17 protein-coding genes are annotated in these 22566 nt (G+C 71.7%); 10 read left to right on the forward strand and 7 right to left on the reverse strand.

Annotated elements, in window-relative coordinates:
• Positions 1–377: 377 nt before the first annotated feature.
• A complete protein-coding gene (locus tag KY5_RS13265; RefSeq protein ID WP_098242439.1) occupies positions 378–2465 on the forward strand; it encodes an ATP-binding protein in 2088 nt (695 codons plus the stop codon).
• A gap of 54 nt (positions 2466–2519) precedes the next feature.
• Here KY5_RS13265 and KY5_RS13270 read toward each other — a convergent pair whose 3' ends face one another.
• On the reverse strand, positions 2520–3248 hold the full coding sequence (locus KY5_RS13270; protein ID WP_199843562.1) for a FadR/GntR family transcriptional regulator: 729 nt from the start codon (positions 3246–3248) through the stop codon (positions 2520–2522).
• 149 nt (positions 3249–3397) lie between these two features.
• Between KY5_RS13270 and KY5_RS13275 the strand changes: the two genes are divergently transcribed.
• The 5 genes from KY5_RS13275 to KY5_RS13295 are packed head-to-tail and all read left to right on the forward strand — an operon-like array spanning position 3398 to position 10071.
• Entirely contained in the window at positions 3398–5041 is a 1644-nt protein-coding gene (locus KY5_RS13275) for an ABC transporter substrate-binding protein (protein ID WP_098242441.1), read from the forward strand.
• Positions 5042–5088: 47 nt separating this feature from the next.
• Positions 5089–6048: an ABC transporter permease gene (locus KY5_RS13280; RefSeq protein ID WP_098242442.1), complete on the forward strand. Its 960-nt coding sequence runs from the start codon at positions 5089–5091 to the stop codon at positions 6046–6048.
• Positions 6048–8114, forward strand: a complete 2067-nt coding sequence (locus KY5_RS13285; protein ID WP_098242443.1) for a dipeptide/oligopeptide/nickel ABC transporter permease/ATP-binding protein — start codon at positions 6048–6050, stop codon at positions 8112–8114. The genes KY5_RS13280 and KY5_RS13285 overlap by 1 nt, the downstream gene beginning before the upstream one ends.
• Positions 8111–9145: an oligopeptide/dipeptide ABC transporter ATP-binding protein gene (locus KY5_RS13290; RefSeq protein ID WP_098242444.1), complete on the forward strand. Its 1035-nt coding sequence runs from the start codon at positions 8111–8113 to the stop codon at positions 9143–9145. The genes KY5_RS13285 and KY5_RS13290 overlap by 4 nt, the downstream gene beginning before the upstream one ends.
• Positions 9142–10071 (forward strand): dihydrodipicolinate synthase family protein, encoded by a 930-nt coding sequence (locus KY5_RS13295; protein WP_098242445.1) that lies wholly within the window; start codon positions 9142–9144, stop codon positions 10069–10071. The genes KY5_RS13290 and KY5_RS13295 overlap by 4 nt, the downstream gene beginning before the upstream one ends.
• A gap of 27 nt (positions 10072–10098) precedes the next feature.
• Here the strand turns inward: KY5_RS13295 and KY5_RS13300 are convergent, their stop codons facing one another.
• From KY5_RS13300 to leuA, 5 genes are all read right to left on the reverse strand, one after another.
• On the reverse strand, positions 10099–10779 hold the full coding sequence (locus tag KY5_RS13300) for a response regulator (protein WP_098242446.1): 681 nt from the start codon (positions 10777–10779) through the stop codon (positions 10099–10101).
• A 25-nt stretch (positions 10780–10804) separates the two neighbouring features.
• Entirely contained in the window at positions 10805–11980 is a 1176-nt protein-coding gene (locus KY5_RS13305) for a histidine kinase (protein WP_098247227.1), read from the reverse strand.
• A 122-nt stretch (positions 11981–12102) separates the two neighbouring features.
• Positions 12103–14202, reverse strand: coding sequence for an MMPL family transporter (locus tag KY5_RS13310; RefSeq protein WP_098242447.1), 2100 nt, complete (start codon positions 14200–14202; stop codon positions 12103–12105).
• A gap of 148 nt (positions 14203–14350) precedes the next feature.
• Positions 14351–15091: a TerB family tellurite resistance protein gene (locus tag KY5_RS13315; protein WP_234362718.1), complete on the reverse strand. Its 741-nt coding sequence runs from the start codon at positions 15089–15091 to the stop codon at positions 14351–14353.
• Positions 15092–15262: 171 nt separating this feature from the next.
• Complete coding sequence (gene leuA / locus KY5_RS13320; protein ID WP_098242449.1) at positions 15263–16984, reverse strand: 2-isopropylmalate synthase; 1722 nt, start codon at positions 16982–16984, stop codon at positions 15263–15265.
• 335 nt (positions 16985–17319) lie between these two features.
• Here leuA and KY5_RS13325 point away from each other — a divergent pair, with 335 nt between their 5' ends.
• From KY5_RS13325 to KY5_RS13340, 4 genes are all read left to right on the forward strand, one after another.
• On the forward strand, positions 17320–18396 hold the full coding sequence (locus KY5_RS13325; protein WP_098242450.1) for a M4 family metallopeptidase: 1077 nt from the start codon (positions 17320–17322) through the stop codon (positions 18394–18396).
• Between the two features lie 44 nt (positions 18397–18440).
• A complete protein-coding gene (locus KY5_RS13330) occupies positions 18441–18707 on the forward strand; it encodes a protealysin inhibitor emfourin (protein ID WP_098242451.1) in 267 nt (88 codons plus the stop codon).
• A gap of 190 nt (positions 18708–18897) precedes the next feature.
• Positions 18898–20250 carry a GH1 family beta-glucosidase gene (locus tag KY5_RS13335; protein ID WP_098242452.1) on the forward strand — a complete coding sequence of 451 codons (1353 nt, stop codon included), beginning with the start codon at positions 18898–18900 and terminating at the stop codon, positions 20248–20250.
• Complete coding sequence (locus tag KY5_RS13340; RefSeq protein ID WP_098242453.1) at positions 20247–21485, forward strand: MFS transporter; 1239 nt, start codon at positions 20247–20249, stop codon at positions 21483–21485. The genes KY5_RS13335 and KY5_RS13340 overlap by 4 nt, the downstream gene beginning before the upstream one ends.
• 65 nt (positions 21486–21550) lie before the next feature.
• Here KY5_RS13340 and era read toward each other — a convergent pair whose 3' ends face one another.
• On the reverse strand, positions 21551–22513 hold the full coding sequence (gene era, locus KY5_RS13345) for a GTPase Era (protein WP_418952768.1): 963 nt from the start codon (positions 22511–22513) through the stop codon (positions 21551–21553).
• Positions 22514–22566 lie beyond the last annotated feature (53 nt).

The raw sequence follows: 22566 nt of genomic DNA on the forward strand, positions 1-22566 counted from the left end.
TCACGCCACCCTCCGTGGGAGACACGGGAGACACGGGAGACGCGGGAGACACCGACGGCACGAGAGACACGGACCGCACGGGAGACACGGACGGCACGGGCGGCGACACGCGCGGCACCGGCGCGCCCTCGCTCACGCCACCCTTCACGGATGGCCATGCGCAGGCCCTCCTGACTCTCCGTACTCTCCGTAGCTCCGCTCGGTGAACGGCCACTATGGCTCAGGAGATCGACCCCCACCACCGGTTGATCACAGCAGGCGCAGGGATGACAGGAGCTGGTCCTCCCGTGCGGGAAATTGAGCGCATCGCCCTCGCCAGGGCTCGACTTGCGGCAAGCACGCACCCCCGCCACCCCTCGCGGAGGAGACTACGGATCATGAATCTCCCCTCTGAGACAACGAGTTTCGTCGGGCGGGCAGCCGAACTGCGGGAGATCAGCCACCTGTTGACGCGGACCCGCCTCGTGACCCTGACCGGGGTGGGCGGCGTCGGGAAGTCGCGTCTCGCCCTGCGGGCCGCCCACCGGCTCCAGGACGAGTACGCCGACGGCGCGCGCCTGGTCCAGCTGGCCCCGCTCCGCGACGCCTCCCTGCTCGGGCACGTCCTGCTCGAAGAGCTGAACCTGGCCGACCCGACCCTGCGGCCGCCCGAGGAGCTGGTCGCCGAGTGGCTCGCCGACAAGCAGCTCCTCCTCGTCCTCGACTCGTGCGAGCACCTGGTGACCGACTGCGCCCGCCTCGCCCGCACACTCCTCGACACCGCGCCGGGCCTGCGGATCCTGGTCACCAGCAGACAGCCGCTCGGCGCCCGCGGCGAGCGCGGCATGGAGGTGGACCCGCTGCCGGTGCCCCGCCCGCCCGCGCGGCGTGACGCGCCGCCCGAGCACAGCGACGCCCTGACGCTCTTCGCCGAACGCGCCGCGACCGCGCTGCCGGGATTCGAGCTGTGCGCCGCGCGCCGCGCGTCCGCCGCCGCCGTCTGCCGCCGCCTCGACGGCATCCCGCTGGCCATCGAGCTCGCCGCCGCCCAGCTCGCCGAGCTATCCCTGGAGCAGCTCGCCGACCGGATCCAGCACCGCTTCGACGCGCTCACCGAAGTCGCGGGCACCGGGACCGGCACCGCCGCGCTGCCGCGCCACCGCACCCTGCGCACCACCATCGGCTGGAGCCACGAGCTGTGCACGCCCCTGGAGCGGTTGCTGTGGGCGCGTCTCTCGGTCTTCAACGGCGGCTTCGACCTGGGCGGCGCCCGTGCGGTGGGCGCGGGCGGCCCGATCCCGGCCGGTGAGGTGGAACAGCTCCTGGACGGTCTGGTCGCCAAGTCCCTCGTACGCCGCCGCTCGAACGGCGGGGAACGCCCGCCCCGCTACGACATGCTCGACACCGTCCGCGAGTACGGAGTCCACTGGCTGCGCGAGCTGGACGAGGAGTACACGGCGCGCTGCGCGCACCGGGACCACCACCTGGATCTGGCGCTCCAGGCCGACGCGGAGTGGCTGGGGCCGCACCAGGTCGACTGGTACAACCGCCTCGCGGCCGAGCACGCCAACCTCCGTACGGCGCTGGAGTTCTGCCTGTCCGAGGGCCAGGGCCGCACCGCCCTGGAGATGGCGGGGGCGCTCTGGTTCTTCTGGTTCGCCTGCGGGTTCACGCGGGAGGGCAGGCACTATCTGGGGTGGGCGCTCGACCTGTGCGACGAGCCGGGTCCGGTGCGCGCCAAAGCCGTGTGGGCGTGCGGGGTCGCGGCCATCGCGCAGGGCGACACCGGCACGGCCTGGCGGCTCGCCGCCGTGTTCCGCGAGGCCGTGGCGGACAGCGCCGACCCGGACGCGGCCGCCGCCGCGGCCTACCTCGAAGGCGCCGCGCAGACCCTGCGCGGCAACCAAGCGGCGGCCGCCGCGGTGTTCGCCTCGGCGCCGGAGCCCCCGCACGGGGGCGGGGCCTTTCCCGCGGCCCGGTTCCTGAACCAGGTGACCACCTCGTTCGTGCACGTCCACCGGGGGGAGTTCGCGGCCGCCGCCGAGGTCGCCGACGCGCTGTGCGCCCGGTGCGAGAAGCTCGGCGAGCGGTGGATGCACGCCTGGGCCCAGTACACCCGCGCCCTGGCCGCCGTCGGTCTCGGCCGCCCCGCGGAGGCCGCCGCCCACGCCAGGGCCGCCCTGCGCGGCAAGGCGCTCCTTCACGACACCGTCGGCGTCGGGATGGCCGTGGACCTGCTCGCGTCGACGACCGCCGACTCCGGCCACGGGGTACGGGCGGCCCGGCTGCTCGGCATCGGCCAGCGCATCTGGCAGACCGTCGGCCTGCCCCAGATGGGCATGCCCGAACTCCTCGCCGCGCGCGAGCGGTCGGAGCTGCGGATCAGGGAGTGCATCGGCGACGCGGCGTACGAGGTCGCCTACGGGTCGGGCCTGGACACCGACCCGGAGGACGGCCTCGACTACGCACTCGCCCCCTCCCCATGAGGCCCCATGAGACCCGTGAGACCCGTGAGGCCGCGCCAGGCCCCGTACGCCCCCTCACCCCACCCCCCGCATCCCCTGCCCCGCCCGCTCCCCGATGCCCCGGAAGTGGTCCGCCATCGCCCGTTGCGCGCGGACCACGTCCCGGGCGCGCAGCGCGGTCACGATGTCCCGGTGCCTGCGCACCGTCACGTCCGGCGCCGGATCGTTCGACCAGCCGCGCGCGCCCGCGACCCGGTGGAAGACGTGCCAGAACGCGCCGAGCAACTGCGGCACCAGCTCGTTGCCCAGCGAGCGGTAGAGCGTCTCGTGGAACTCCCGGTCCAGCTCGGGGAAGGCCATGCCGGTCCCCGCCGCGCGCTCCATGCGCCCCACCAGCTCCTCCAGGGCGCACAGTTCGGCGTCGGTGAGCGACCCCGCGACCCGTCGCATCAGGCCCTCCTCCAGGACCTCGCGCACCTCAAGGATCTCCGCGAGGGCGTGGTCGTCGTCGCGGACCCCGACGAGCGCCCGGAAGGTCAGACCGTCGGCGAGCGGGGTGAGGGACGCCTGCCCGACATACGTTCCGTAGCCGTGCCGGATCTCCACGATGTCCAGGGCCTGGAGCGCCTTGAGCGCCTCGCGCACGGAGTTGCGGCTGACGCCGAGCGCCTCCATCAGCTCGGTCTCCGTGGGCAGCGGGGACCCCGGCCGCAGCCCTCTCTCCAGGATCAACTGCACGACCGCACGCCGCACTTGACCGCTCACACGCCGCTCTCGGACTGGCTCCATGGGCATGCGAGTCATCGTAGGCACGGGTGACATCCCACGTCCCACCTCCGGTACGACTTCGCCGCATTCGGATCCCTGCGCGATCTCTTGACCGGGTCCCTGACCGCTCCTATCGTCGCCACGCCACCACGACGTAGGACGTGGGATCTCTCAAGGGAGACACAGTGAGCGACCAGACCCCCCGGACCACGGACCACGGAGTCGCGCCGGACCGCCGCTCCTTCCTCAAGTACACCGGTGCCCTCGGTGCGGCCGCCGCCATCACCACCACGCTCTCCGCCTGCTCGTCGGGGCCCGAGTCGACGAACGAGACCGGGGGCGGCGGCAAGGGCGGCGACGCCACGCTCACGGCCGTCATCGGCTATGGGAACGACGGCAGTTGGGATCCGACGCAGACCGCGTCGGCCTTCGCGATGGCGGGCAACGAGCACATCTACGAGGGCCTGCTCGGCACCGACCCGATCACCCGCGAGCCCTACCCCGCGCTCGCCACCCAGCTCCCCGCCGACCTGAAGGCGACCACCTGGAAGTTCGCGCTGCGCCCCGGCGCCAAGTGGCACGACGGCAAGCCCGTCACCGCCGACGACGTGGTCTTCGTCTTCGAGCGGATCCTCGACCCGAAGACGCAGACCCTGGCCAAGGGCTTCTTCGCGAGCTGGCTGAAGGAGGTGAAGAAGGTCGACGCGACGAACGTCGAGCTGATCCTCAAGTTCCCCTTCCCCGACGGCGCGGCCCGCCTCTCCCTCGCCAAGATCATGCCGAAGCACGTCTTCTCGAAGCCGGGCGCCTGGGACGACGCGACCAAGGGCAAGGCGGTGGGCTCGGGGCCCTACCGGCAGACCGCGCACCACGCGAAGTCGAACACCACCTTCGAGGCGTTCGGCGACTACAACGGCCCGCGCAAGGCCGCCTTCAAGAAGATGAACTGGCTGACCATCGTGGACGCCGCGCCGCGCGTGGCGAAGATCTCGGGCGGCAGCGCGGACGCGGAGATCGCCGACAACATCCCGTACGCCAACATCGAGCAGCTCAAGAAGGGCGGCCTGACCGTCGAGGGCGGCGCGGGCATGAACAACCTGTTCCTGCTCTTCAACACCGCGCACAAGCCGTTCGACGACGTACGCGTGCGCCAGGCCCTGCACTACGCCATCGACCGCGAGAAGATGATCGAGGCCGCGCTCAAGGGCCACGGCAAGGCGTCGACGTCCTTCCTCAACGAGTCCAACCCCTCCTACCGGCCCGCCAAGACGGTCTACGGGTACGACCTGGCCAAGGCGAAGAAGCTCCTCAAGGACGCCGGGGTCGAGAGTCTGAAGATCAACCTCATGGCGGTGAACGTGAGTTGGATCGTGGACTGCCTGCCGACCATCCAGGACGGCTGGAAGAAGCTCGGCGTGGACGTCACCCTCGATCCGCAGGAGACCACCGCCGTCTTCACCAAGCTGGACCAGAAGAAGGACTTCCAGGTCGTCGCGGCCGCCTCCAACCCCAACCAGTTCGGGCTCGACGCGGACCTGATCATGCACTACAACTACGGCCCCGAGAACATCTGGATGGGCTACGCGCGCTGGGCCGACGCCTCCGTCGCCAAGAAGCTCTTCAAGGACATGGACCAGGCCACCCGCGAGCCCGAGGCGTCCAAGAAGCGGGCCATGATCCAGGACTACATCGACGTCGTCGCGGAGCAGGCCGTGCTCTATCCGGTCGTGCACAACGAACTCATGACGGCCTGGGACCCCAAGAAGATCACCGGCGTCAAGGCCCAGCCGTATCCCGGGATCAATCTGCTCCAGGCCAAGTGGGCCTGACCCACGGCCAGTTCACGTGCTCGTAGCCAGCTCAGGAGTCGTACGCCGTGACCGCTGTCCTCAGAATCCTGGCCCGCCGCATCGCCCTGCTCGTCCCGCTGCTGCTCGGCATCGTCCTGTTCGTGTTCCTCGTGATGCGGTTCTCGGACGTCGACCCGGCCTCCGCGTTCTTCCAGGGCGCGAACCCGACGCCCGAGCAGCTCCACCAGTTCCGGGAGGACAACGGCCTGCTCGACCCGCTGCCCGTGCGCTACGTCGCCTTCGTCGGCGACCTGCTCCAGGGCGACATGGGCATCAGCGTCCTCAACCGCTCCCCCGTGCTCGACCAGGTCACCACCGCGCTGCCGCTCACGATGCAGCTCACCTTCCTGGGCCTCGGCATCGCGGTCGTCCTCTCGCTCACCCTCGGCGTGACCGCCGCGATCTACCGCGACAGGCTGCCCGACCAGCTGATCCGCGTCGTCTCGCTGACCGGCGTCGCGGCGCCGGGATTCTGGCTGGCGCTCCTGATGATCCAGTACCTGGCCGTGGACCTCGGCTGGTTCCCCACCGGCGGCTACATCAACCCCGGCGACTCCTTCACCGGCTGGCTCAAGACCATGACGCTGCCCGCCTTCGCGCTCTCCCTGCCGGTGGCGGCGGGCCTCACCCGCATCATCCGCACCGCCGTGGTCGAGGAGCTCGACAAGGACTACGTCCGTACGGCCATCGGCAGCGGACTGCCCCCGGTCGTGGTCGTCGGCCGCAACGTCCTGCGCAACGCCCTCATCAACCCGCTCACCGTCCTCGGCCTGCGCGTCGGCTACCTGCTCGGCGGCGCGGTCGTCATCGAGACGATCTTCTCGCTGCCCGGCATGGGGAAGCTGATGATCGACGCCGTGAAGAACGGCGACCCGGCCGTCGTGCAGGGCGTCGTCATCACCACCGCCGTCGGCTTCGTCGTCGTCAACCTCGTCATCGACGTCCTCCATCTCCTGGTCAATCCGCGCCTGAGGGGGGCGAGTTGATGGTCACCTCACGCAAGGCGCTGGCCGACCGCCTCGCCGTCCCCGGCATCCGGATCCGCTCGCTGCGCAAGCTGCCCGTCCTGTCCCGCGTCGCGGTCGGCGTCGTCGGCCTGGTCGTCCTGGTGGCGCTCTTCGCGCCGCTCATCGCCCCGCACGACCCGCTCGACCAGCAGACCCAGGCCGACGGCACGGGCCACCCCTCCGCCGACCACTGGATGGGGCAGGACAGCCTCGGCCGCGACATCCTCAGCAGGCTGATGTACGGGGCCCGTTGGTCCCTCGCCATCGGGCTCGGTGCCACCCTGCTCGCCCTCGTCGTGGGCGCGCTCATCGGGGCGATCGCCGCGACCTCGCGCAAGGCCGTCGACGAGACGCTGATGCGCTGCCTCGACGTCGTCATGGCCTTCCCCGGCATCGCGCTCGCCGCCGTGCTCGTCGCGGTCTTCGGCGGCGGCATCGTCGTCCTCATCTGCGCCATCGCGTTCCTGTTCACGCCGCCGATCGCCCGCGTCGTACGCGCCAACGTGATGGACCAGGACGGCGAGGACTACGTCGTCGCCGAACGCATCATCGGCGCCCGTACGCCGCACATCCTGATCCGCCACGTCGCCGTCAACTGCGCCGCGCCGATCCTCGTCTTCTGTACGGTGCAGGTCGCCGAGGCCATCGTCTTCGAGGCGTCGCTCTCCTTCATCGGCGCGGGCGTACGGCCGCCGGACCCGTCCTGGGGCAGCGTCATCGCCGACGGCAAGAACATGGTCCTGATCGGCGGCTGGTGGGCGACGGTCTTCCCCGGCCTCCTGATGCTGCTCACCGTCCTCGCCCTCAACATCCTCTCCGAGGGCGTCTCCGACGCGTGGGCCGCGCCCTCCACCCGCGAGGTCTCCCCGCGCGAGGCGGCGCGGGCCCACGACGAGGACCCCCTGGAGGCCGCCGAGCCCGGCAGCGGCGAGGTCCTCGCGCTGCCCGGCCTGACCGAGGCGGCCGCACGCCTGCGCTCCCGGGCCCGCCCGCTGCCCGAAGGCGCCCCGGTCCTCACCGTCACCGACCTCGCCGTCGGCTTCGACGAGCGCCACGGCGGGGTGGACATCGTCGACGGCATCAGCTTCGACGTGCGTCCCGGTGAAGTCCTCGGCCTGGTCGGCGAGTCGGGCTGCGGGAAGTCGCTGACCGCCCTGACCGTGATGGGCCTCCAGCCCAGGGGCGCCCGGGTGCGCGGCCGCGTCGCCTTCGGCGGCCGGGAGCTGACCGGCCTGCCGATGCGGGCCCGCCGCGGGCTCCTCGGCCACGACATGGCGATGATCTACCAGGACGCCCTGTCCTCGCTGAATCCCGCCATGACGGTCCGCTCCCAGCTCAAACAGGTCGTACGCCGAGGTGGCCGCCGCACCCCCGTCGAACTCCTCGAACTGGTGGGCCTCGACCCGGAACGCACCCTGCGCAGCTACCCGCACGAGCTCTCCGGCGGCCAGCGCCAGCGCGTCCTGATCGCCATGGCCCTCTCCCGCGACCCCCGGCTGATCGTCGCGGACGAGCCCACCACCGCGCTCGACGTCACCGTCCAGGCGCAGATCATCCAGCTGCTCCTGCGCCTGCGCGAGGAGCTGGGCTTCGCGCTGATCCTCGTCTCGCACGACCTGGCACTCGTCGCCGACGTCACCGACCGGGTGGTGGTGATGTACGGCGGCCAGATCGTCGAGACGGGCGTCACCGCCGACCTCGTGGAGACCCCGACCCACCACTACACGCGCGGCCTGCTCGGCTCGGTCCTCTCCCTGGAGTCGGCGGCCCAACGCTTGACGCAGATCAGGGGCGTGGTCCCGTCCCCCGCGGACTTCCCGCGGGGCTGCCGGTTCGCGGACAGGTGCCCCTTGGCTTCGGCGGTGTGCCGTACGACAACGCCGGAACTCCTGGGCGCGGAGAGACACGCGACGGCATGCCACCACCCGGCGCAGGTGCGGGTGAGCCCCGTAAGGGGCGCGGGGAACTGCGCGACCAGCCCCAGCGAACCCGCACCCGAGATCCCCACAGCCCGCAGCTCCACAACAGACAGCGAGCCGAAATGACCACCCCCATCGTGGAGCTGCGAGAGACGCACGTAGTGCACAGGGCCCGCTCCGGCACCCTCCTGTCCCGCGACAGGGTGTACGCCCTGACAGGCGCCAACCTGTCCATCGCCCCAGGCGAAACCATCGGCGTCGTAGGAGAATCGGGCTGCGGCAAATCAACCCTGGCCAAAACCCTCGTAGGCGTCCAGCGCCCGACGTCCGGCACGGTGTCGTTCCAGGGCCACGACCTGTGGACGATGAACCCCGCCGCCCGCCGCACGGCGATCGGCACACGCACGGGCATGATCTTCCAGGACCCGTCCACCGCCCTGAACCGCAGACTCTCCATCAGGCAGATCCTCCGGGACCCCCTGGACGTGCACAAACGCGGATCGGCCAGGGAACGCGACTCCCGCGTAAGGGAGTTGATGGACCTCGTCGGCCTGCCGAAGGTCCTCGCCGACGGGCTCCCCGGTCAACTGTCCGGCGGACAACGCCAACGCGTCGCCATCGCCCGCGCCCTGGCCCTCGAACCGGACCTGGTCGTGGCCGACGAGCCGACCAGCGCGCTCGACGTGTCGGTCCGCGCCCAGATCCTCAACCTCCTCCTCGATCTCAAGGAACGTCTCGGCCTCGCCCTGGTCTTCGTCTCGCACGACATCCAGACGGTCCGCAGGATGAGCGACCGCGTCGTGACGATGTACCTCGGCAGGATCGTCGAGGAGTCGCCCGCCGCCGAGATCCTGGACCGGGCCCGGCACCCCTACACCCGCGCCCTGTTCTCCGCGACACCCGGACTCCTCGACCCCATCGACCCGATCCCGCTGGTCGGACCCGTGCCCTCGGCGACCCACCCGCCGAGCGGCTGCCCGTTCCGCACCCGCTGCTGGAAGGCCGACGAGGTGTGCGCGACGGCGATGCCGAACCCGGAACCGGCCGGTCCCGCGCACACGTTCCGTTGCCACCACCCCGTGGGCGAAGGACAGTCGACCCACGAGCTCGTCACCCAGGCCGCCGCCACGGCCCCGCCCTCCAGGGAGCATCCATGACTCTGCCCGCCCCGCTCACCGGTGTCGTCCCGCCCGTCTGCACTCCCCTGACACCGGACCGCGAGGTGGACACCGCATCGCTCGTCAGGCTCGTCGACCATCTCGTCGCGGGCGGCGTGGACGGCCTGTTCGTCCTCGGCTCGACCTCGGAGGTCGCCTACCTCACCGACCGGCAGCGCGCGCTGGTGCTCGACACGGTCGTACGCCATGTGGGCGGCCAACTTCCGGTCCTCGCGGGCGCGATCGACATGACGACGCCCCGCGTCCTCGACCACGTGCGGGCGCTCGGCGCGGGCGGCGCGGACGCGGTGGTGGTGACCGCGCCCTTCTACACCCGCACGCACCCCGCCGAGATCGCCCGTCACTTCCGCCTGGTCGCGCGCGGCTCCGAGGTGCCGGTCCTCGCGTACGACCTGCCGATGGCCGTCCACACGAAGCTGTCGCCCGAACTGGTCCTCGAACTCGCGGCGGAGGGCGTCCTCGCGGGCCTGAAGGACTCCAGCGGCGACGAGGGCGGCTTCCGGCGCGTCCTCATCGGCAGGCGCCCGGGCCCCGGCTCCTTCAGTGTGCTCACCGGCTCCGAGGTGACGGTCGACGCGGCGCTCGCGATGGGCGCGGACGGGGTGGTGCCGGGGCTCGGGAACGTCGACCCCGAGGGGTACGTACGCCTGTACCGCGCCTGCCGCTCGGGCGACTGGGCCCTCGCCCGGACCGAACAGGAGCGGCTGTGCGGCCTGTTCGGCATGGTGACGACGGGCGACCCGGCGCGCATGGGCGGCAGCTCGTCGGCGCTCGGCGCCTTCAAGGCGGCGCTGCGGCTGCGCGGCATCATCGACTGCTCCGCGACCGCCGAACCGCAGATCCCGCTGTCGACGGAGGACGTCGAGCGGGTGGGCAAGTACGTGGCGGCGGCGGGGCTGATGTGACGCCCCGCCCGGCTCGTGGCGCCGGGCTCAGGGGGACGCGACCGAACCCGGTGCCACGAGGCCCGACTCGTAGGCGATGATCACCAGTTGGGCCCTGTCCCTGGCGCTCAGCTTGCCCATGATGCGGCTCACATGGGTCTTCGCGGTCAGGGGGCTCAGGCCGAGCGTCTCGGCTATTTCCGTGTTGTTCAGGCCGCGCGCGACCAGCCGCAGCACCTGGCGCTCCCGCTCCGTGAGCCCCTCGGGGCCGCCCGCGCCGGTCAGTTCGGCGGCGTCGGGGGCTCGCAGTACCCGGGCGATCAGCCGTGCCGTGGGTCCTGGCGAGAGCAGGGATTCGCCGGTGGCCACCGTGCGGATGGCGTCCAGGAGTTCGGCGGGTCTGGTGTCCTTGACCAGGAAGCCGGACGCGCCCGCGCGCAGCGCGTCGACGACGTGCTCGTCCGTGTCGTACGTCGTGAGCATCAGGACCTTCACGCCCGCCAGGTCCTCGTCCGCCGCGAGCAGCCGCGTCGCCTCGATGCCGTCGAGGTCGGGCATGCGGATGTCCATGACGACGAGGTCGGCCCGCTCGGAGCGGGCGAGTTCGACCGCCGAGCGCCCCGTGCCCGCCTGCCCGACGACCTCCATGTCGGGCGCGGATTCGACGAGCATCGCGAACGCGGCACGCACCAGCGTCTGGTCGTCGGCGAGCAGCACGCGGATCGTCATGCCGGGCCTTCCGTCGTAGGGATCGTCATGTCAGGCCGCCCAGGGACACCGGGGCGAGGGGCAGCACCGCCGACACCATGAAGCCCCCGTCGGGCCGGGGCCCCGCCTCCAGGGTCCCGCCGACCGTGCGGGCCCGCTCGCGCATCCCGACGAGCCCGAACCCCGGCGCGTGGGAGGGGGCTCGGGCGCCGACGCCGTCGTCGGTGACCGTCACGTTCAGCGCGGCGTCCGCGACGCGCACCGCGACCCGGACGGTGAGGTCGGGTCCCGCGTGCCGTACGGCGTTGGTGAGCGCCTCCTGCACGATGCGGTAGGCGGCCGCCCCTACCACGGGCGGCGCGTCGCAGGCGGTGACCGAGAGGTCCACCTCGGCGCCCGCCGTGCGGGCCGCCTCCGCGAGGTCGGGCAGCCCGTCGAGCCCGGGCAGCGGCCCCCTGGCCTCGTCGTCGGCGCCTTCGGCCCCCGACCTCAACACCTCAAGAGTGGCGCGGAGTTCGCCCCGCGCGCTGCGGCAGGTCTCAGCGACGTCGTCCAGCGCCTTGGCGACGGCCGCCCGGTCGAGGCGGTCGGGGTCGGCGGTCAGGACGTGCGCGGCCACCGACGTCTGGACGCCGACCAGGGTGATGCTGTGCGCGAGCAGGTCGTGCAGGTCGCGGGCGACCCGCAGCCGCTCCTCCGCGACCCTGCGCCTGGCCTCCTCCTCGCGGGTGCGCTCCGCGCGCACGGCCCGTTCCAGGACGGAGGCGACGTACTGCCGGTGCATGCGCACGTACACGCCGAGCAGCAGGAACGCCACGATCCAGCCGGATATCCGCAGCGACTCCGCGCCCTCGGCCATCCCTTCGGAGAACTTCAGGCTGAGCATCACGGTGAGCACGCTCGCGCCGACGAGGACGGCGTACAGCGGGCGGCGGCGCGAGGCGACCGTGTAGAGGGCGCACATCGAGACCGCCATGGGGGCGGTGTGGTTGACGTCGAGCAGGTGGTACGACATCAGGATCGCGATCAGCGCGAGCATGACGCCGAGCGGCGCGCGCCGCCGCCACACGATGACGACGTGGGCCGCGACGAGCAGCGACCAGCCCGCCACGCCCGGCGGCTCGCCGTTGTCGCGCACGACGCCGACGACGGCGCCGCTGCTCGCGAACATCACCAGGGCGAACAGCACGTCGGTGCGGAGCCTGCCCGCGGGCCCCGGCATGCCGGCCACCCGCTCGACCAGGCGGGGTCGCACCGCGTCGGAAAGAGTCCTCGCGTCCACCGCCTCATCTTCGGGCACGCGGGTGCCCCTCCGGGAGGGGAGGGGCACCCTGGGCGGGCGGGTCAAGGCGTCGGCACCCGTACGGGATCGGGCCGTGGCTCGGCCGCCGCCTGCGGCCTGGACAGCGCGCCGGGCCACCACACCTTCCTGCCGAGCGCCACGCTCGCGCTCGTCACCAGGTACGTACGCACCAGGAACGTGTCGAGCAGCACGCCGACCGCGATGACGAAGCCCAGTTCGACGAGTTGGACCAGCGGCATGTTGGTGAGCACGGCGAACGTCGCGGCGAGCACGAGGCCCGCGGAGGCGATGACGCCACCGGTGGTGCGCAGTGCGGTGAGCGCGGCCGTCCCCGGTGCGGCCCCGTTCAAGCACTCCTCACGCATCCGGTGCATCAGGAAGATCCCGTAGTCGACCCCGAGTGCGACGAGGAAGACGAACGAGAGGAGCCCGAGCCCCGGGTCGGTGCCGTCGAACCCGAAGAGCGGTTCGAAGACGAGCCCCGCGATGCCGAGCGAGGCGCCCCAGACGGCGACCACGGCGCCGAGCAGCAGCAGCGGTGCGACGAGGCTGCGGAGCAGGGCGACGAGGATCAGGAGCACGGCGGCGAGCACCAGCGGCACCACGATCGTTCGGTCCCGCGCGTTGGTGTCCTTCAGGTCGAGCTGCTGGGCGCTCGACCCGCCCACGTACGATCCGTCGAGTCCGTCCCGCAGTGCCTCGATGGTGGCGGTCTCCCCCGCCGACTCGGGCGGCGCGGACGCGAAGACGGAGATCTCCGTCCACCCCTCGGCCGTACGCCCCCGCTCCGCGCTCGCGACGCCCTCGGTGTCCCGGATCCCGGCGAGCGAGTCGGCGGCCCGCGCGGCCGGGGTCATCACGGTGATGGGCTGGGTGCCCTGTTCCAAATAGGCGGCGGCGACGGTCTCCATGGCCGCCACGGAGTCCGGCTTCTCGGTGAAGGAGTCCTCCTGCTTGAGCGCGCCCGGCAGGTTGAACGCGCCGAGCGCGAGCGCCCCGAGCAGCACGGCGCCGCTCGCGAGCACGGTGAGCGGCCGTCGCCCCGCCGAACTCCCCATCGCCGCGAAGAGGCTCCGCCGCTGCGTGACCGCGCTGCCGAAGGCGGGCACGAGCGGCCAGAACACGCGCCGCCCGAGCAGGACGAGGATCGCGGGCAGCAGCGTCAGCATCGTGGCGAGCGCGCAGAGCACCCCGACGGTGCCGAGCGGCCCCATGCCCCTGCTGCTGTTGAGGTCGGCGGCGAGCAGGCAGAGCAGGCCCGCGGCGACGGTCCCCGACGAGGCGAGCACGGCGGGCCCGCAGCCGCGCAGGGCGGCAGCCATGGCGTCGTAGGGCCGCTCGATCCTCCGCAGCTCCTCGCGGTAGCGGGAGACGATGAGCAGCGCGTAGTCGGTGCCCGCGCCGAACACGAGGATGGTCATGACGCCCGAGCTCTGCCCGGTGACGGCGGTCCCGAAGGTCTGGTGGAGTCCGTAGGCGACGCCCATCGCGAAGTAGTCCGCGATCCCCGCGACGGCGAGCGGCACGAGCCACAGGAACGGGCTGCGGTAGATCAGGATGAGCAGCAGTGCGACGACCCCGGCGGTGGTATAGAGCAGCGGCCCGCCCAGCGAGTTGTAGACCTCCCCCGCGTCGGTGTCGAGCGCCCCCGCCCCGCCGACGTCGACGCTCAACCCGCCCGTGCCCCGGGCGACTTCGCGCACGCTCTCGACGAGCGCGTCCCGCTTGTCCTCGTCCTGGCCCGGCTCGGTGGTGGCGACCGGGTAGATGAGGGTGGTGCCGTCATCGGAGGGCACGCCCTTGGGTTCCGCGACGAGCTCGTGGGCAGCGGCCACCTCGCCGACCTGCTCGTCCGCGAGGCTCCGGTCGGCGGCGGTGAGCCCGCCGTCCCTGTGGTAGACGAACACCAGCTCGGTGGCCTCGCCCCCCGGCAACTGGTCCTGGATCTCGGCGACTTCGGTGGAGTCGGCGCTCGCGGGCAGGTAGTCGACGGGCCGGTCCTTCTGCACGTCGGCGAGTTTCGCCGCGAACGGCGAGGCGAGCGCGAGGACGACGACCCACATCCCCAGGAACACCCAGGGCACCACGCGCCTGCTGCGCCCCGGCGGCGCTCCGGTCCTTACGGTCTGTGCGGCCCCCATGACGGGTCTCCTTCGGCAGGGCTGACTGTTCGGGGTCAACCCTTCCGGTGGCGGGGCGCCGATCCGTCGGACGTGGGAGCGAGTTGGGGCGTACGGCGTGGGGAGGCCGGGGCCGGTGATTACTCCCGGCGGAGTACGCCGGGGGTGCTCAGGACGGCGTCCGCGCCGCCACCAGGAGCCGGGCCACGTCGTCCGTGCCGATCGTCAGCGCGCACCCCGCCGTGCTGAGCACGTCGCGCTCCGCGGGGGTGTAGGGCCCGTCGGCGAGGGCGATCCGCGCGCCCTGGAGGAGCAGCGCCTCGCGGCCCGCGGGGGCGAGGTGCGGGGCGAGCGGGCCGAGTGCCTCGTGCAGTTCGATGGCGAGGCCGGGGACGGCGGGGCCGCAGTCGGGCTCGGTGGCGCGCCCGGTGTCGGCGGCGAGCGCGTCGACGAGGGCGCCGAGCTGTTCCCGGGTGCAGTCGTCGAAGCCCGCGCCGCGCAGGGTGCCGACGGCGGTCTCCAGGGTGGTGCGCGAGGCGGCGCCGCCGGTGGACAGGACGGCGAGGACGACGGTGTGGACGGCGTCGCGGAGCATCGCGGAGAGCCGGGTGGTGGTGGGGTGGTCGAGGACGTCGGGGTCGAACAGGTCCTGGCAGGCGGCGCACCGGATGACGGGGCCCGCGCTGCCGCGCGGCACGAGGGGCAGGCCGAGCAGGACGAAGCGGCGCCGCCCGGTGAGCCGCTGGTAGTTGCGGTCGCCGCCGCAGGCGGGACAGAAGAACTCGCCGTCGCCGACGCAGTCCCAGGCGGTGTTCATGCCGATCACGCGCCTGAAGAGGGCATGGCCGCGTGTGACGGGCCTGCCGCAGATGCGCGTTTTCCGGCCGTTTCGTCCCCGAGCTGGCAGCACCACGCACCTCCGTAACTCCCCGGCTGCATTGCCGCGTTGGCGTGATGTTAGCCACATTGATGATGCGGCGTCAGCACCTCGCACAGGAGATCGAGCGGGACATGGCCGGGAGACGACGACGCCCCGCCCGCCTGATCGGCGGGCGGGGCGGGAAAAGCGCCGGTGAGAGGGTCAGCGCGCGGCGCGGTTCACGGCGGAGACCACGGCCTTGAGTGACGCACGTGTCGTATTCGCGTCGATGCCGATGCCCCACAGGACCTTGTCGCCGATCGCGCACTCGATGTACGAGGCGGCCTGCGCGGACGCGCCCTCGCTCATCGTGTGCTCCTGGTAGTCGAGCAGGCGCACGTCGATGCCGATGGCGCCCAGCGCGTCGAAGAACGCGGAGATCGGACCGTTGCCGGAGCCGGTCAGCACGGTGTCGTCGCCGTCCAGCGTGGCCTCGACGGTGAGCGTGTCGACGCCGTCCTTGTCGGTGGTCGTCTGGCCGTTCTTGACCTGAATCCGACCCCAGGGGTTGTCCGGATTGGGCAGGTACTCGTCCTGGAAGACGCTCCAGATCGCGCCCGGCGTGACCTCGCCGCCCTCGGCGTCGGTCTTCGCCTGGATGATCCGCGAGAACTCGATCTGCATGCGGCGCGGCAGGTCCAGCTTGTGGTCGTTCTGCAGGACGTAGGCGATGCCGCCCTTGCCGGACTGGGAGTTGACGCGGATGACGGCCTCGTAGGAGCGGCCGACGTCCTTGGGGTCGATGGGCAGGTACGGCACGGCCCACTCGATGTCGTCGATCGTCTTGCCCTGGCTCGCCGCGCGGGTCTCCATCGCGTCGAAGCCCTTCTTGATGGCGTCCTGGTGGGAGCCGGAGAAGGCGGTGTAGACGAGGTCGCCCGCGTAGGGGTGGCGCGGGTGGATCTCCATCTGGTTGCAGTACTCGGCCGTACGGCGGATCTCGTCGATGTCCGAGAAGTCGATCTGCGGGTCGACGCCCTGGCTGAAGAGGTTCATGCCCAGCGTCACCAGGTCGACGTTGCCGGTGCGCTCGCCCTGGCCGAACAGGCAGCCCTCGACGCGGTCGCCACCCGCCATCACGGCCAGCTCGGCGGCGGCGACGGCGGTGCCGCGGTCGTTGTGCGGGTGGATGGACAGGCAGACGAACTCGCGCCGGGACAGGTTGCGGGACATCCACTCGAAGCGGTCCGCGTGCGTGGAGGGCGTGGAGCGCTCCACCGTGGCGGGCAGGTTGAGGATGATCTCGCGCTCGGCGTCGGGCTGCCAGACGTCCATGACGCCCTCGCAGACCTCCAGGGCGAAGTCCAGCTCGGTGTCGGTGAAGATCTCCGGGCTGTACTGGTAGCCGAAGGCCGTCCGGTCGTCGAGCAGCTTGTCGGCGTACTCCATGACCAGGCGGGTGCCGTCCACGGCGATCTGCTTCACGGCGTCGCGCGAGCCGCGGAAGACGACGTCGCGCCAGACGGGCGCGGTCGCGTTGTACAGGTGCACGGTGGCGCGCCGCGCGCCCTTCAGGGACTCGACCGTGCGCTCGATCAGCTCTTCGCGCGCCTGGGTCAGGACGGAGATCGTCACGTCCTCGGGGATCGCGTCCTCGTCCTCGATGATCGACCGTACGAAGTCGAAGTCGGTCTGGCCCGACGAGGGGAAGCCGACCTCGATCTCCTTGTAGCCCATCCGCACCAGCAGGTCGAACATCGCGCGCTTGCGGGCCGGGGACATCGGGTCGATCAGGGCCTGGTTGCCGTCGCGCAGGTCGGTCGAGAGCCAGCGGGGAGCGACCGTGATCCGGTTGTCCGGCCACGTGCGGTCGGGGATGTCGACCTGCTCGTACCTGCCGTACTTGTGGACCGGCATGGACGTGGATCGCTGGAAGTTCGGCATGTGCGGGGCTCCTCGGGAGTGTCCTGAAGGACGGCCGACGGTCTTAGCGCAACGCCGAACTCCGCGGGGAGGGGGTCGGCCTCGTCTACAGGCCCTCGCCGCGGCAGCTAAGGAGAAGCAGCCCGAATCGCATGATGTGCCGCAGCCTAGCCGAGCCGTGCTCTGTGCGCGGGCCCGTATCAGTATGCGGGACCGAGGTCAGATTCAGGCCAAAAGGTGCGGTATCCCACGGAGACGGTCAGGAAGGGGTCACCTTGCGGCCCCCGAATACCTCTATTTCACTAATCATGGTTGCAGGTAGTGACAGCGGCATGACCCAGTGCCACATTGCCGCCATGACCGCCAACCCAGCGGGCTTCGAGCCCGTTTTCTGCAGCATCGTGCCGCCGCACGTCCTGGACACCCTCGCCCAGAGCCAGGACCCGGCACTCGCCGCTCCCGCCCGCCGCACCCTCCAGCGGGACGCCTTCGAGCGCACCCAGCGCCGCCTGACGACCGTCGTCGGCGCACCCAGCGTGACCCCGCCCAAGGAAGCCGTCGCGGACAAGCCGCACCGCACCATCTACGACGCCAGGCACCGCACGGAGCTGCCGGGCCGCAAGGTGCGCGGCGAGGGCGACAAGCCCGGCAAGGACGCCACCGTCAACCGCGCGTACGCGGGCCTGGGCGCGACCTTCGAGCTCTACCAGAAGACCTACGCGCGCAACTCCATCGACGGCAGCGGCCTGCCGCTGAACGCCACCGTGCACTACTCCGAGGAGTACAACAACGCCTTCTGGAACGGCGAGCAGATGGTGTTCGGCGACGGTGACGGCGAGATCTTCCTCGACTTCACCATCCCGGTCGACGTCATCGGCCACGAGCTGACGCACGGCGTCACGCAGTACACCGCGAACCTCACGTACTTCGGGCAGCCCGGCGCCCTGAACGAGTCCCTTTCGGACGTCTTCGGTTCGATGATCAAGCAGTACACGCTCGGCCAGACCTCCCAGGAGGCCGACTGGCTGATCGGCGCGGGCCTGCTCGCCCCGCGCGTGACCGGCAAGGCCCTGCGCTCCATGAAGGAGCCGGGCACCGCGTACGACGACGACGTGCTCGGCAAGGACCCGCAGCCCGCCGACATGGACCACTACGTCAGGACGGGCCGCGACAACGGCGGCGTGCACATCAACTCCGGCATCCCCAACCGCGCCTTCTACCTGGTCTCCGAGGCCCTCGGCGGCCACTCCTGGGAGCGCGCGGGCGAGATCTGGTACGCCGTCCTGACCGGCGGCGAGCTGGCGCAGGACGCCTCGTTCAGCGACTTCGCGAAGCTGACGGTAGCCGCGGCGCGCGCGAAGTACGGCGACGGCGACGAGCTCAAGGCCGTCATCGACGCGTGGTCCACGGTCAAGGTCCCCGCCACCGACTGACGGACGTGCTACCGGCCGGACGGCCGGTGGAGTAGACAGGACCCATGCGTATCCAGGTGAAGCGCACGGGAGGGTTCGCGGGCATCGACCGGCACGCCGAGGTGGACACCTCGACGCTGGCCGATGCCCCCGAATGGCACGCCCTGGCCGAACAGGCCATGGCCGAGGGCCGGAGCACCCCGCCGATAGGGGTGCCGGACGGCTTCAACTACCAGCTGACCGTGGACGGGAAGACGGTGTACTGCTCGGACCCCCGGCTCAGCGAGCCGCAGCGCAAGCTGATCTCGCGGGTCCTGAAGGAGGGTGCGTAAGGGCGCCCCGCAAGGGGCGCGGGGCTGTGACACGCGCGGCTCCGCCGCGTAGGCGCGCCCCGTAAGGGGCGCGGGGAACTGCGCGACCAGCCACAGCGGGCCCGCAGATCCCCTAGAAACCTGAGCCCTGTTCATCTTTTTCCCGCACGGCCGTTGACTTCCGTACTCGACAGTACGGAAGATCCCGCCCATGGCAGCGAACGCGGCGATACCCCAGTTCCCCCACGACTTCCTGTGGGGCGTGTCCACATCGGCCCACCAGATCGAGGGCGCCGCCGACGAGCGCGGCGCCTCGGTGTGGGACGCGTTCACCGCCGTCCCCGGCAACGTCAAGGACGGCAGCACGGCCGCCGTCGCCTGCGACCACTACCACCGCTACCGCGAAGACGTCGCGCTCATCAGGGAGTTGGGCGTCGGCGCCTACCGCTTCTCGGTCTCCTGGCCGCGCGTCCTGCCCACCGGATCCGGCTCGGTGCACACGGCGGGCCTGGACTTCTACGACCGCCTCGTCGACGAGCTGTGCGCGTCGGGCATCCGCCCCGTGCCCACCCTCTTCCACTGGGACACCCCGCTGGTGGTGCAGGAGGCGGGCGGCTGGCTGAAGCGGGAGACGGCCGAGCGGTTCGCCGAGTACGCCGCCGTGGTCGCCGCCAGGCTCGGCGACCGCGTCACCCGGTGGATCACCCTCAACGAACCCGCCGAACACACCCTGCTCGGCCACGCGCTCGGCCAGCACGCCCCCGGCGAGCGGCTCCTCTTCGACGCGCTGCCCGTCGCCCACCACCAGCTGCTCGCGCACGGCCTCGCCGTACAGGCGCTGCGCGCGGCGGGCGCGAGTGACATCGGCATCGCCAACTCGCACGGCCCGACCTGGCCCGCCTCGACCGACGCGCAGGACACGGCGGCGGCCGACTTCTACGACGTCCTGCTCAACCGGCTCTTCGCGGACCCGCTGCTGCTCGGCCACTACCCGGAAGGCATCGGCGAGTTGATGCCCTCGCCCGACCTGGCGGCGGACCTGCGGACCATCGCGGAGCCGCTCGACTGGTACGGGATCAACTTCTACCAGCCGACGAAGGTGGGCGCCCCGCTCCCCGAAGGCACCGCCGCCGAGTTCTCCGGCGTCACCCTGCCGCCCGAACTCCCCTTCTCCCCCAGGGAGATCGAGGGCTACCCGGTGACCGACTTCGGCTGGCCGGTGGTCCCCGACGCGCTCACCGAACTCCTCACCGCCTTCCGCGACCGCTACAAAGAGGCCCTGCCTCCCCTGGTCATCACCGAGAACGGCTGCTCGTACGAGGGGCTCGACGACCAGGAACGGATCGCCTACCTCGACGGTCATCTCCGGGCGCTGCACCGGGCGTTGGAGGCGGGCGTGGACGTGCGCGGGTACTTCGTCTGGTCCCTCCTGGACAACTTCGAATGGGCCGAGGGCTACCGGCGGCGCTTCGGCCTCGTCCACGTCGACTACGACACCCTGACCCGCACCCCGAAGGCGTCCTACCACTGGCTGCGCGAGGCCCTGCGGGCGCAGCGCCCATGACCGACACCGCGCTGCGGGAGCCGACCGAGCGGGTCGGCAGGGGCTGGACCGGCGCCCTCTCCCTCGCCAACGGCGCGATCTGGGTGGGCTGGTACGGCCCGCTGCAGATCCTCCTCGCCGTCCAGGCGGAGGACCTCGCGCCCGCGGGCACCTCGAAGGAGACGGTGCTCGCCTGGGTCACGGGCGTCGGCGCGGTGGTGTCCCTGGCCTCGAACCCGCTCTTCGGCGCGCTCTCGGACCGCACGACGTCGCGCCGGGGCCGCCGCACCCCGTGGATCGTGGCGGGCACGGCGGGCGGCGCGGCCTCCCTGCTGCTGCTCTCCGCCGCGGACTCCCTCTGGTCGATGGCGGCGGGCTGGTGCCTGGTCCAGCTGACCCTGAACGCCGCCTTCGCCGCGGTCACGGCCGCCGTCCCCGACCGCGTGCCACGCGCCCAGCGCGGCTCGGTCGGCGGCTGGCTCGGCGCGGCGCAGCTGCTCGGCGTGGTGGTGGGCACGGGGCTCGCGACGGCGGCGGGCGGCACGGTGGCGGGGTACGCGGCGTGCGCGGTCTTCACCGTCGCGGGCGTGCTCCCCTACGTCGTACGCCACCGCGACCTGCGCCTGGCGCGCGCCGACCGGCCGCCGTGGAACGGGCGGGAGTTCCTCGCGGGCTTCTGGCTGAGCCCGCGGCGCCACCCCGACCTGGCCTGGGCGTGGCTCACCCGGTTCCTGATCAACGTCAGCAACTCGGTGGTCCTGCTCTACCTGCTGTACTTCCTGCGCGACAGGATCGGGTACGCGGACCCCGAGCAGGGCGTCCTCGTCCTCACCGCGGTGAACGGCGTGACGATGCTGGCCACCGTCGTGGTCGGCGGCGCCTGGTCGGACCGGGTGGGCCGCCGCAAGCCCTTCGTGATCTGGTCGGGCTCACTGATGGCGGCGGCGACGGGCCTGCTCGCGCTCTGGCAGACCTGGCCCGGCGCGATCGTCGCCGCGGCGGTCCTCGGCATCGGCTTCGGCGTCTTCACGTCCGTGGACTTCGCCCTGATGACCGACGTCCTGCCGAAGGCCCTGGACCGGGGCAAGGACCTCGGCGTCATCAACATCGCCAACTCCCTGCCCCAGGTCGCGGCCCCGGCGATCGCGGCACCGATCGTGACGTACCTGGGGGGCTACCGGGTGCTGTACCTGACGGCGGCGGTGGTGGGTCTTGCGGGGGCGGTGCTGGTCCGCCGGATCAAGGGCGTGAGCTGAGGGCCCCGTAAGGGGCGCGGGGAACCGCGCGCCGAGCCACGACGCACCCGCGGCCGAAGAACGCCCTAGAACCCGAGCTTGCGGAGCTGGCGAGGATCCCGCTGCCAGTCCTTCGCCACCTTGACGTGCAGATCAAGAAAGACCGGCGTCCCCAGCAACGCTTCGATCTGCTTGCGGGACTTGATCCCGACGTCCTTCAGCCGCTTGCCCTTGGGACCGATGATGATCCCCTTCTGGCTGGGCCGCTCGATGTAGACGAACGCGTGGATGTCCAGGAGCGGCTTGTCGGCGGGGCGGTCCTCGCGCGGCAGCATCTCCTCGACGACGACGGCGATGGAGTGCGGCAGCTCGTCCCGCACGCCTTCGAGCGCGGCCTCGCGGATCAGCTCGGCGACCATGACCTGCTCGGGCTCGTCCGTGAGGTCGCCCTCGGGGTAGAGCGCGGGGCCCTCGGGGAGCAGCGGCACGATGAGATCGGCGAGCAGGTCCACCTGCTTGTCGCCGACGGCCGACACCGGGACGATCTCGGCCCACTCGAAGCCGAGCTCCACGGCGAGCTGGTCGATGGCGATGAGCTGCTCGGCGAGGGTCTTGCCGTCGACGAGGTCGGTCTTCGTGACGATCGCGATCTTCGGCGTCTTCTTGATGGAGGCGAGCTCCTTGGCGATGAACCGGTCGCCGGGGCCGAGCTTCTCGTTCGCGGGCAGACAGAAGCCGATCACGTCGACCTCGGCCCAGGTGGTCCGCACCACGTCGTTGAGGCGCTCGCCGAGCAGCGTGCGCGGCTTGTGAAGGCCGGGGGTGTCCACCAGGATCAGCTGCGCGTCGTCGCGGTGCACGATGCCGCGCACGGTGTGCCGCGTGGTCTGCGGCTGGTCGGCGGTGATCGCCACCTTCTTGCCGACCAGAGCGTTCGTCAGGGTGGACTTGCCCGCGTTGGGGCGGCCGACGAAGCAGGCGAAACCGGCCCGGTGGGCGGCCTCGGACGACGCGGCTGAAGACGGATTACGAACGCTCATGGCGCCCATTGTCCCTGATCTCCGGAGCCCTGCCGCACCGCGCGCGAAATCTCGGCCCCTCC

Source organism: Streptomyces formicae, assembly GCF_002556545.1.
Classification (GTDB): domain Bacteria; phylum Actinomycetota; class Actinomycetes; order Streptomycetales; family Streptomycetaceae; genus Streptomyces; species Streptomyces formicae_A.

What these genes read in the sequence shown, in the direction of transcription:
- KY5_RS13265 (WP_098242439.1), top strand. Translation starts at nt 378, where the DNA reads ATGAATCTCCCCTCTGAGACAACGAGTTTCGTCGGGCGGGCAGCCGAA.
- KY5_RS13270 (WP_199843562.1), bottom strand. Translation starts at nt 3,248, where the DNA reads ATGACTCGCATGCCCATGGAGCCAGTCCGAGAGCGGCGTGTGAGCGGT.
- KY5_RS13285 (WP_098242443.1), top strand. Translation starts at nt 6,048, where the DNA reads ATGGTCACCTCACGCAAGGCGCTGGCCGACCGCCTCGCCGTCCCCGGC.
- KY5_RS13290 (WP_098242444.1), top strand. Translation starts at nt 8,111, where the DNA reads ATGACCACCCCCATCGTGGAGCTGCGAGAGACGCACGTAGTGCACAGG.
- KY5_RS13295 (WP_098242445.1), top strand. Translation starts at nt 9,142, where the DNA reads ATGACTCTGCCCGCCCCGCTCACCGGTGTCGTCCCGCCCGTCTGCACT.
- KY5_RS13300 (WP_098242446.1), bottom strand. Translation starts at nt 10,779, where the DNA reads ATGACGATCCGCGTGCTGCTCGCCGACGACCAGACGCTGGTGCGTGCC.
- KY5_RS13305 (WP_098247227.1), bottom strand. Translation starts at nt 11,980, where the DNA reads ATGCCGGGGCCCGCGGGCAGGCTCCGCACCGACGTGCTGTTCGCCCTG.
- KY5_RS13310 (WP_098242447.1), bottom strand. Translation starts at nt 14,202, where the DNA reads ATGGGGGCCGCACAGACCGTAAGGACCGGAGCGCCGCCGGGGCGCAGC.
- leuA (WP_098242449.1), bottom strand. Translation starts at nt 16,984, where the DNA reads ATGCCGAACTTCCAGCGATCCACGTCCATGCCGGTCCACAAGTACGGC.
- KY5_RS13325 (WP_098242450.1), top strand. Translation starts at nt 17,320, where the DNA reads ATGACCGCCAACCCAGCGGGCTTCGAGCCCGTTTTCTGCAGCATCGTG.
- KY5_RS13330 (WP_098242451.1), top strand. Translation starts at nt 18,441, where the DNA reads ATGCGTATCCAGGTGAAGCGCACGGGAGGGTTCGCGGGCATCGACCGG.
- KY5_RS13335 (WP_098242452.1), top strand. Translation starts at nt 18,898, where the DNA reads ATGGCAGCGAACGCGGCGATACCCCAGTTCCCCCACGACTTCCTGTGG.
- KY5_RS13340 (WP_098242453.1), top strand. Translation starts at nt 20,247, where the DNA reads ATGACCGACACCGCGCTGCGGGAGCCGACCGAGCGGGTCGGCAGGGGC.
- era (WP_418952768.1), bottom strand. Translation starts at nt 22,513, where the DNA reads ATGGGCGCCATGAGCGTTCGTAATCCGTCTTCAGCCGCGTCGTCCGAG.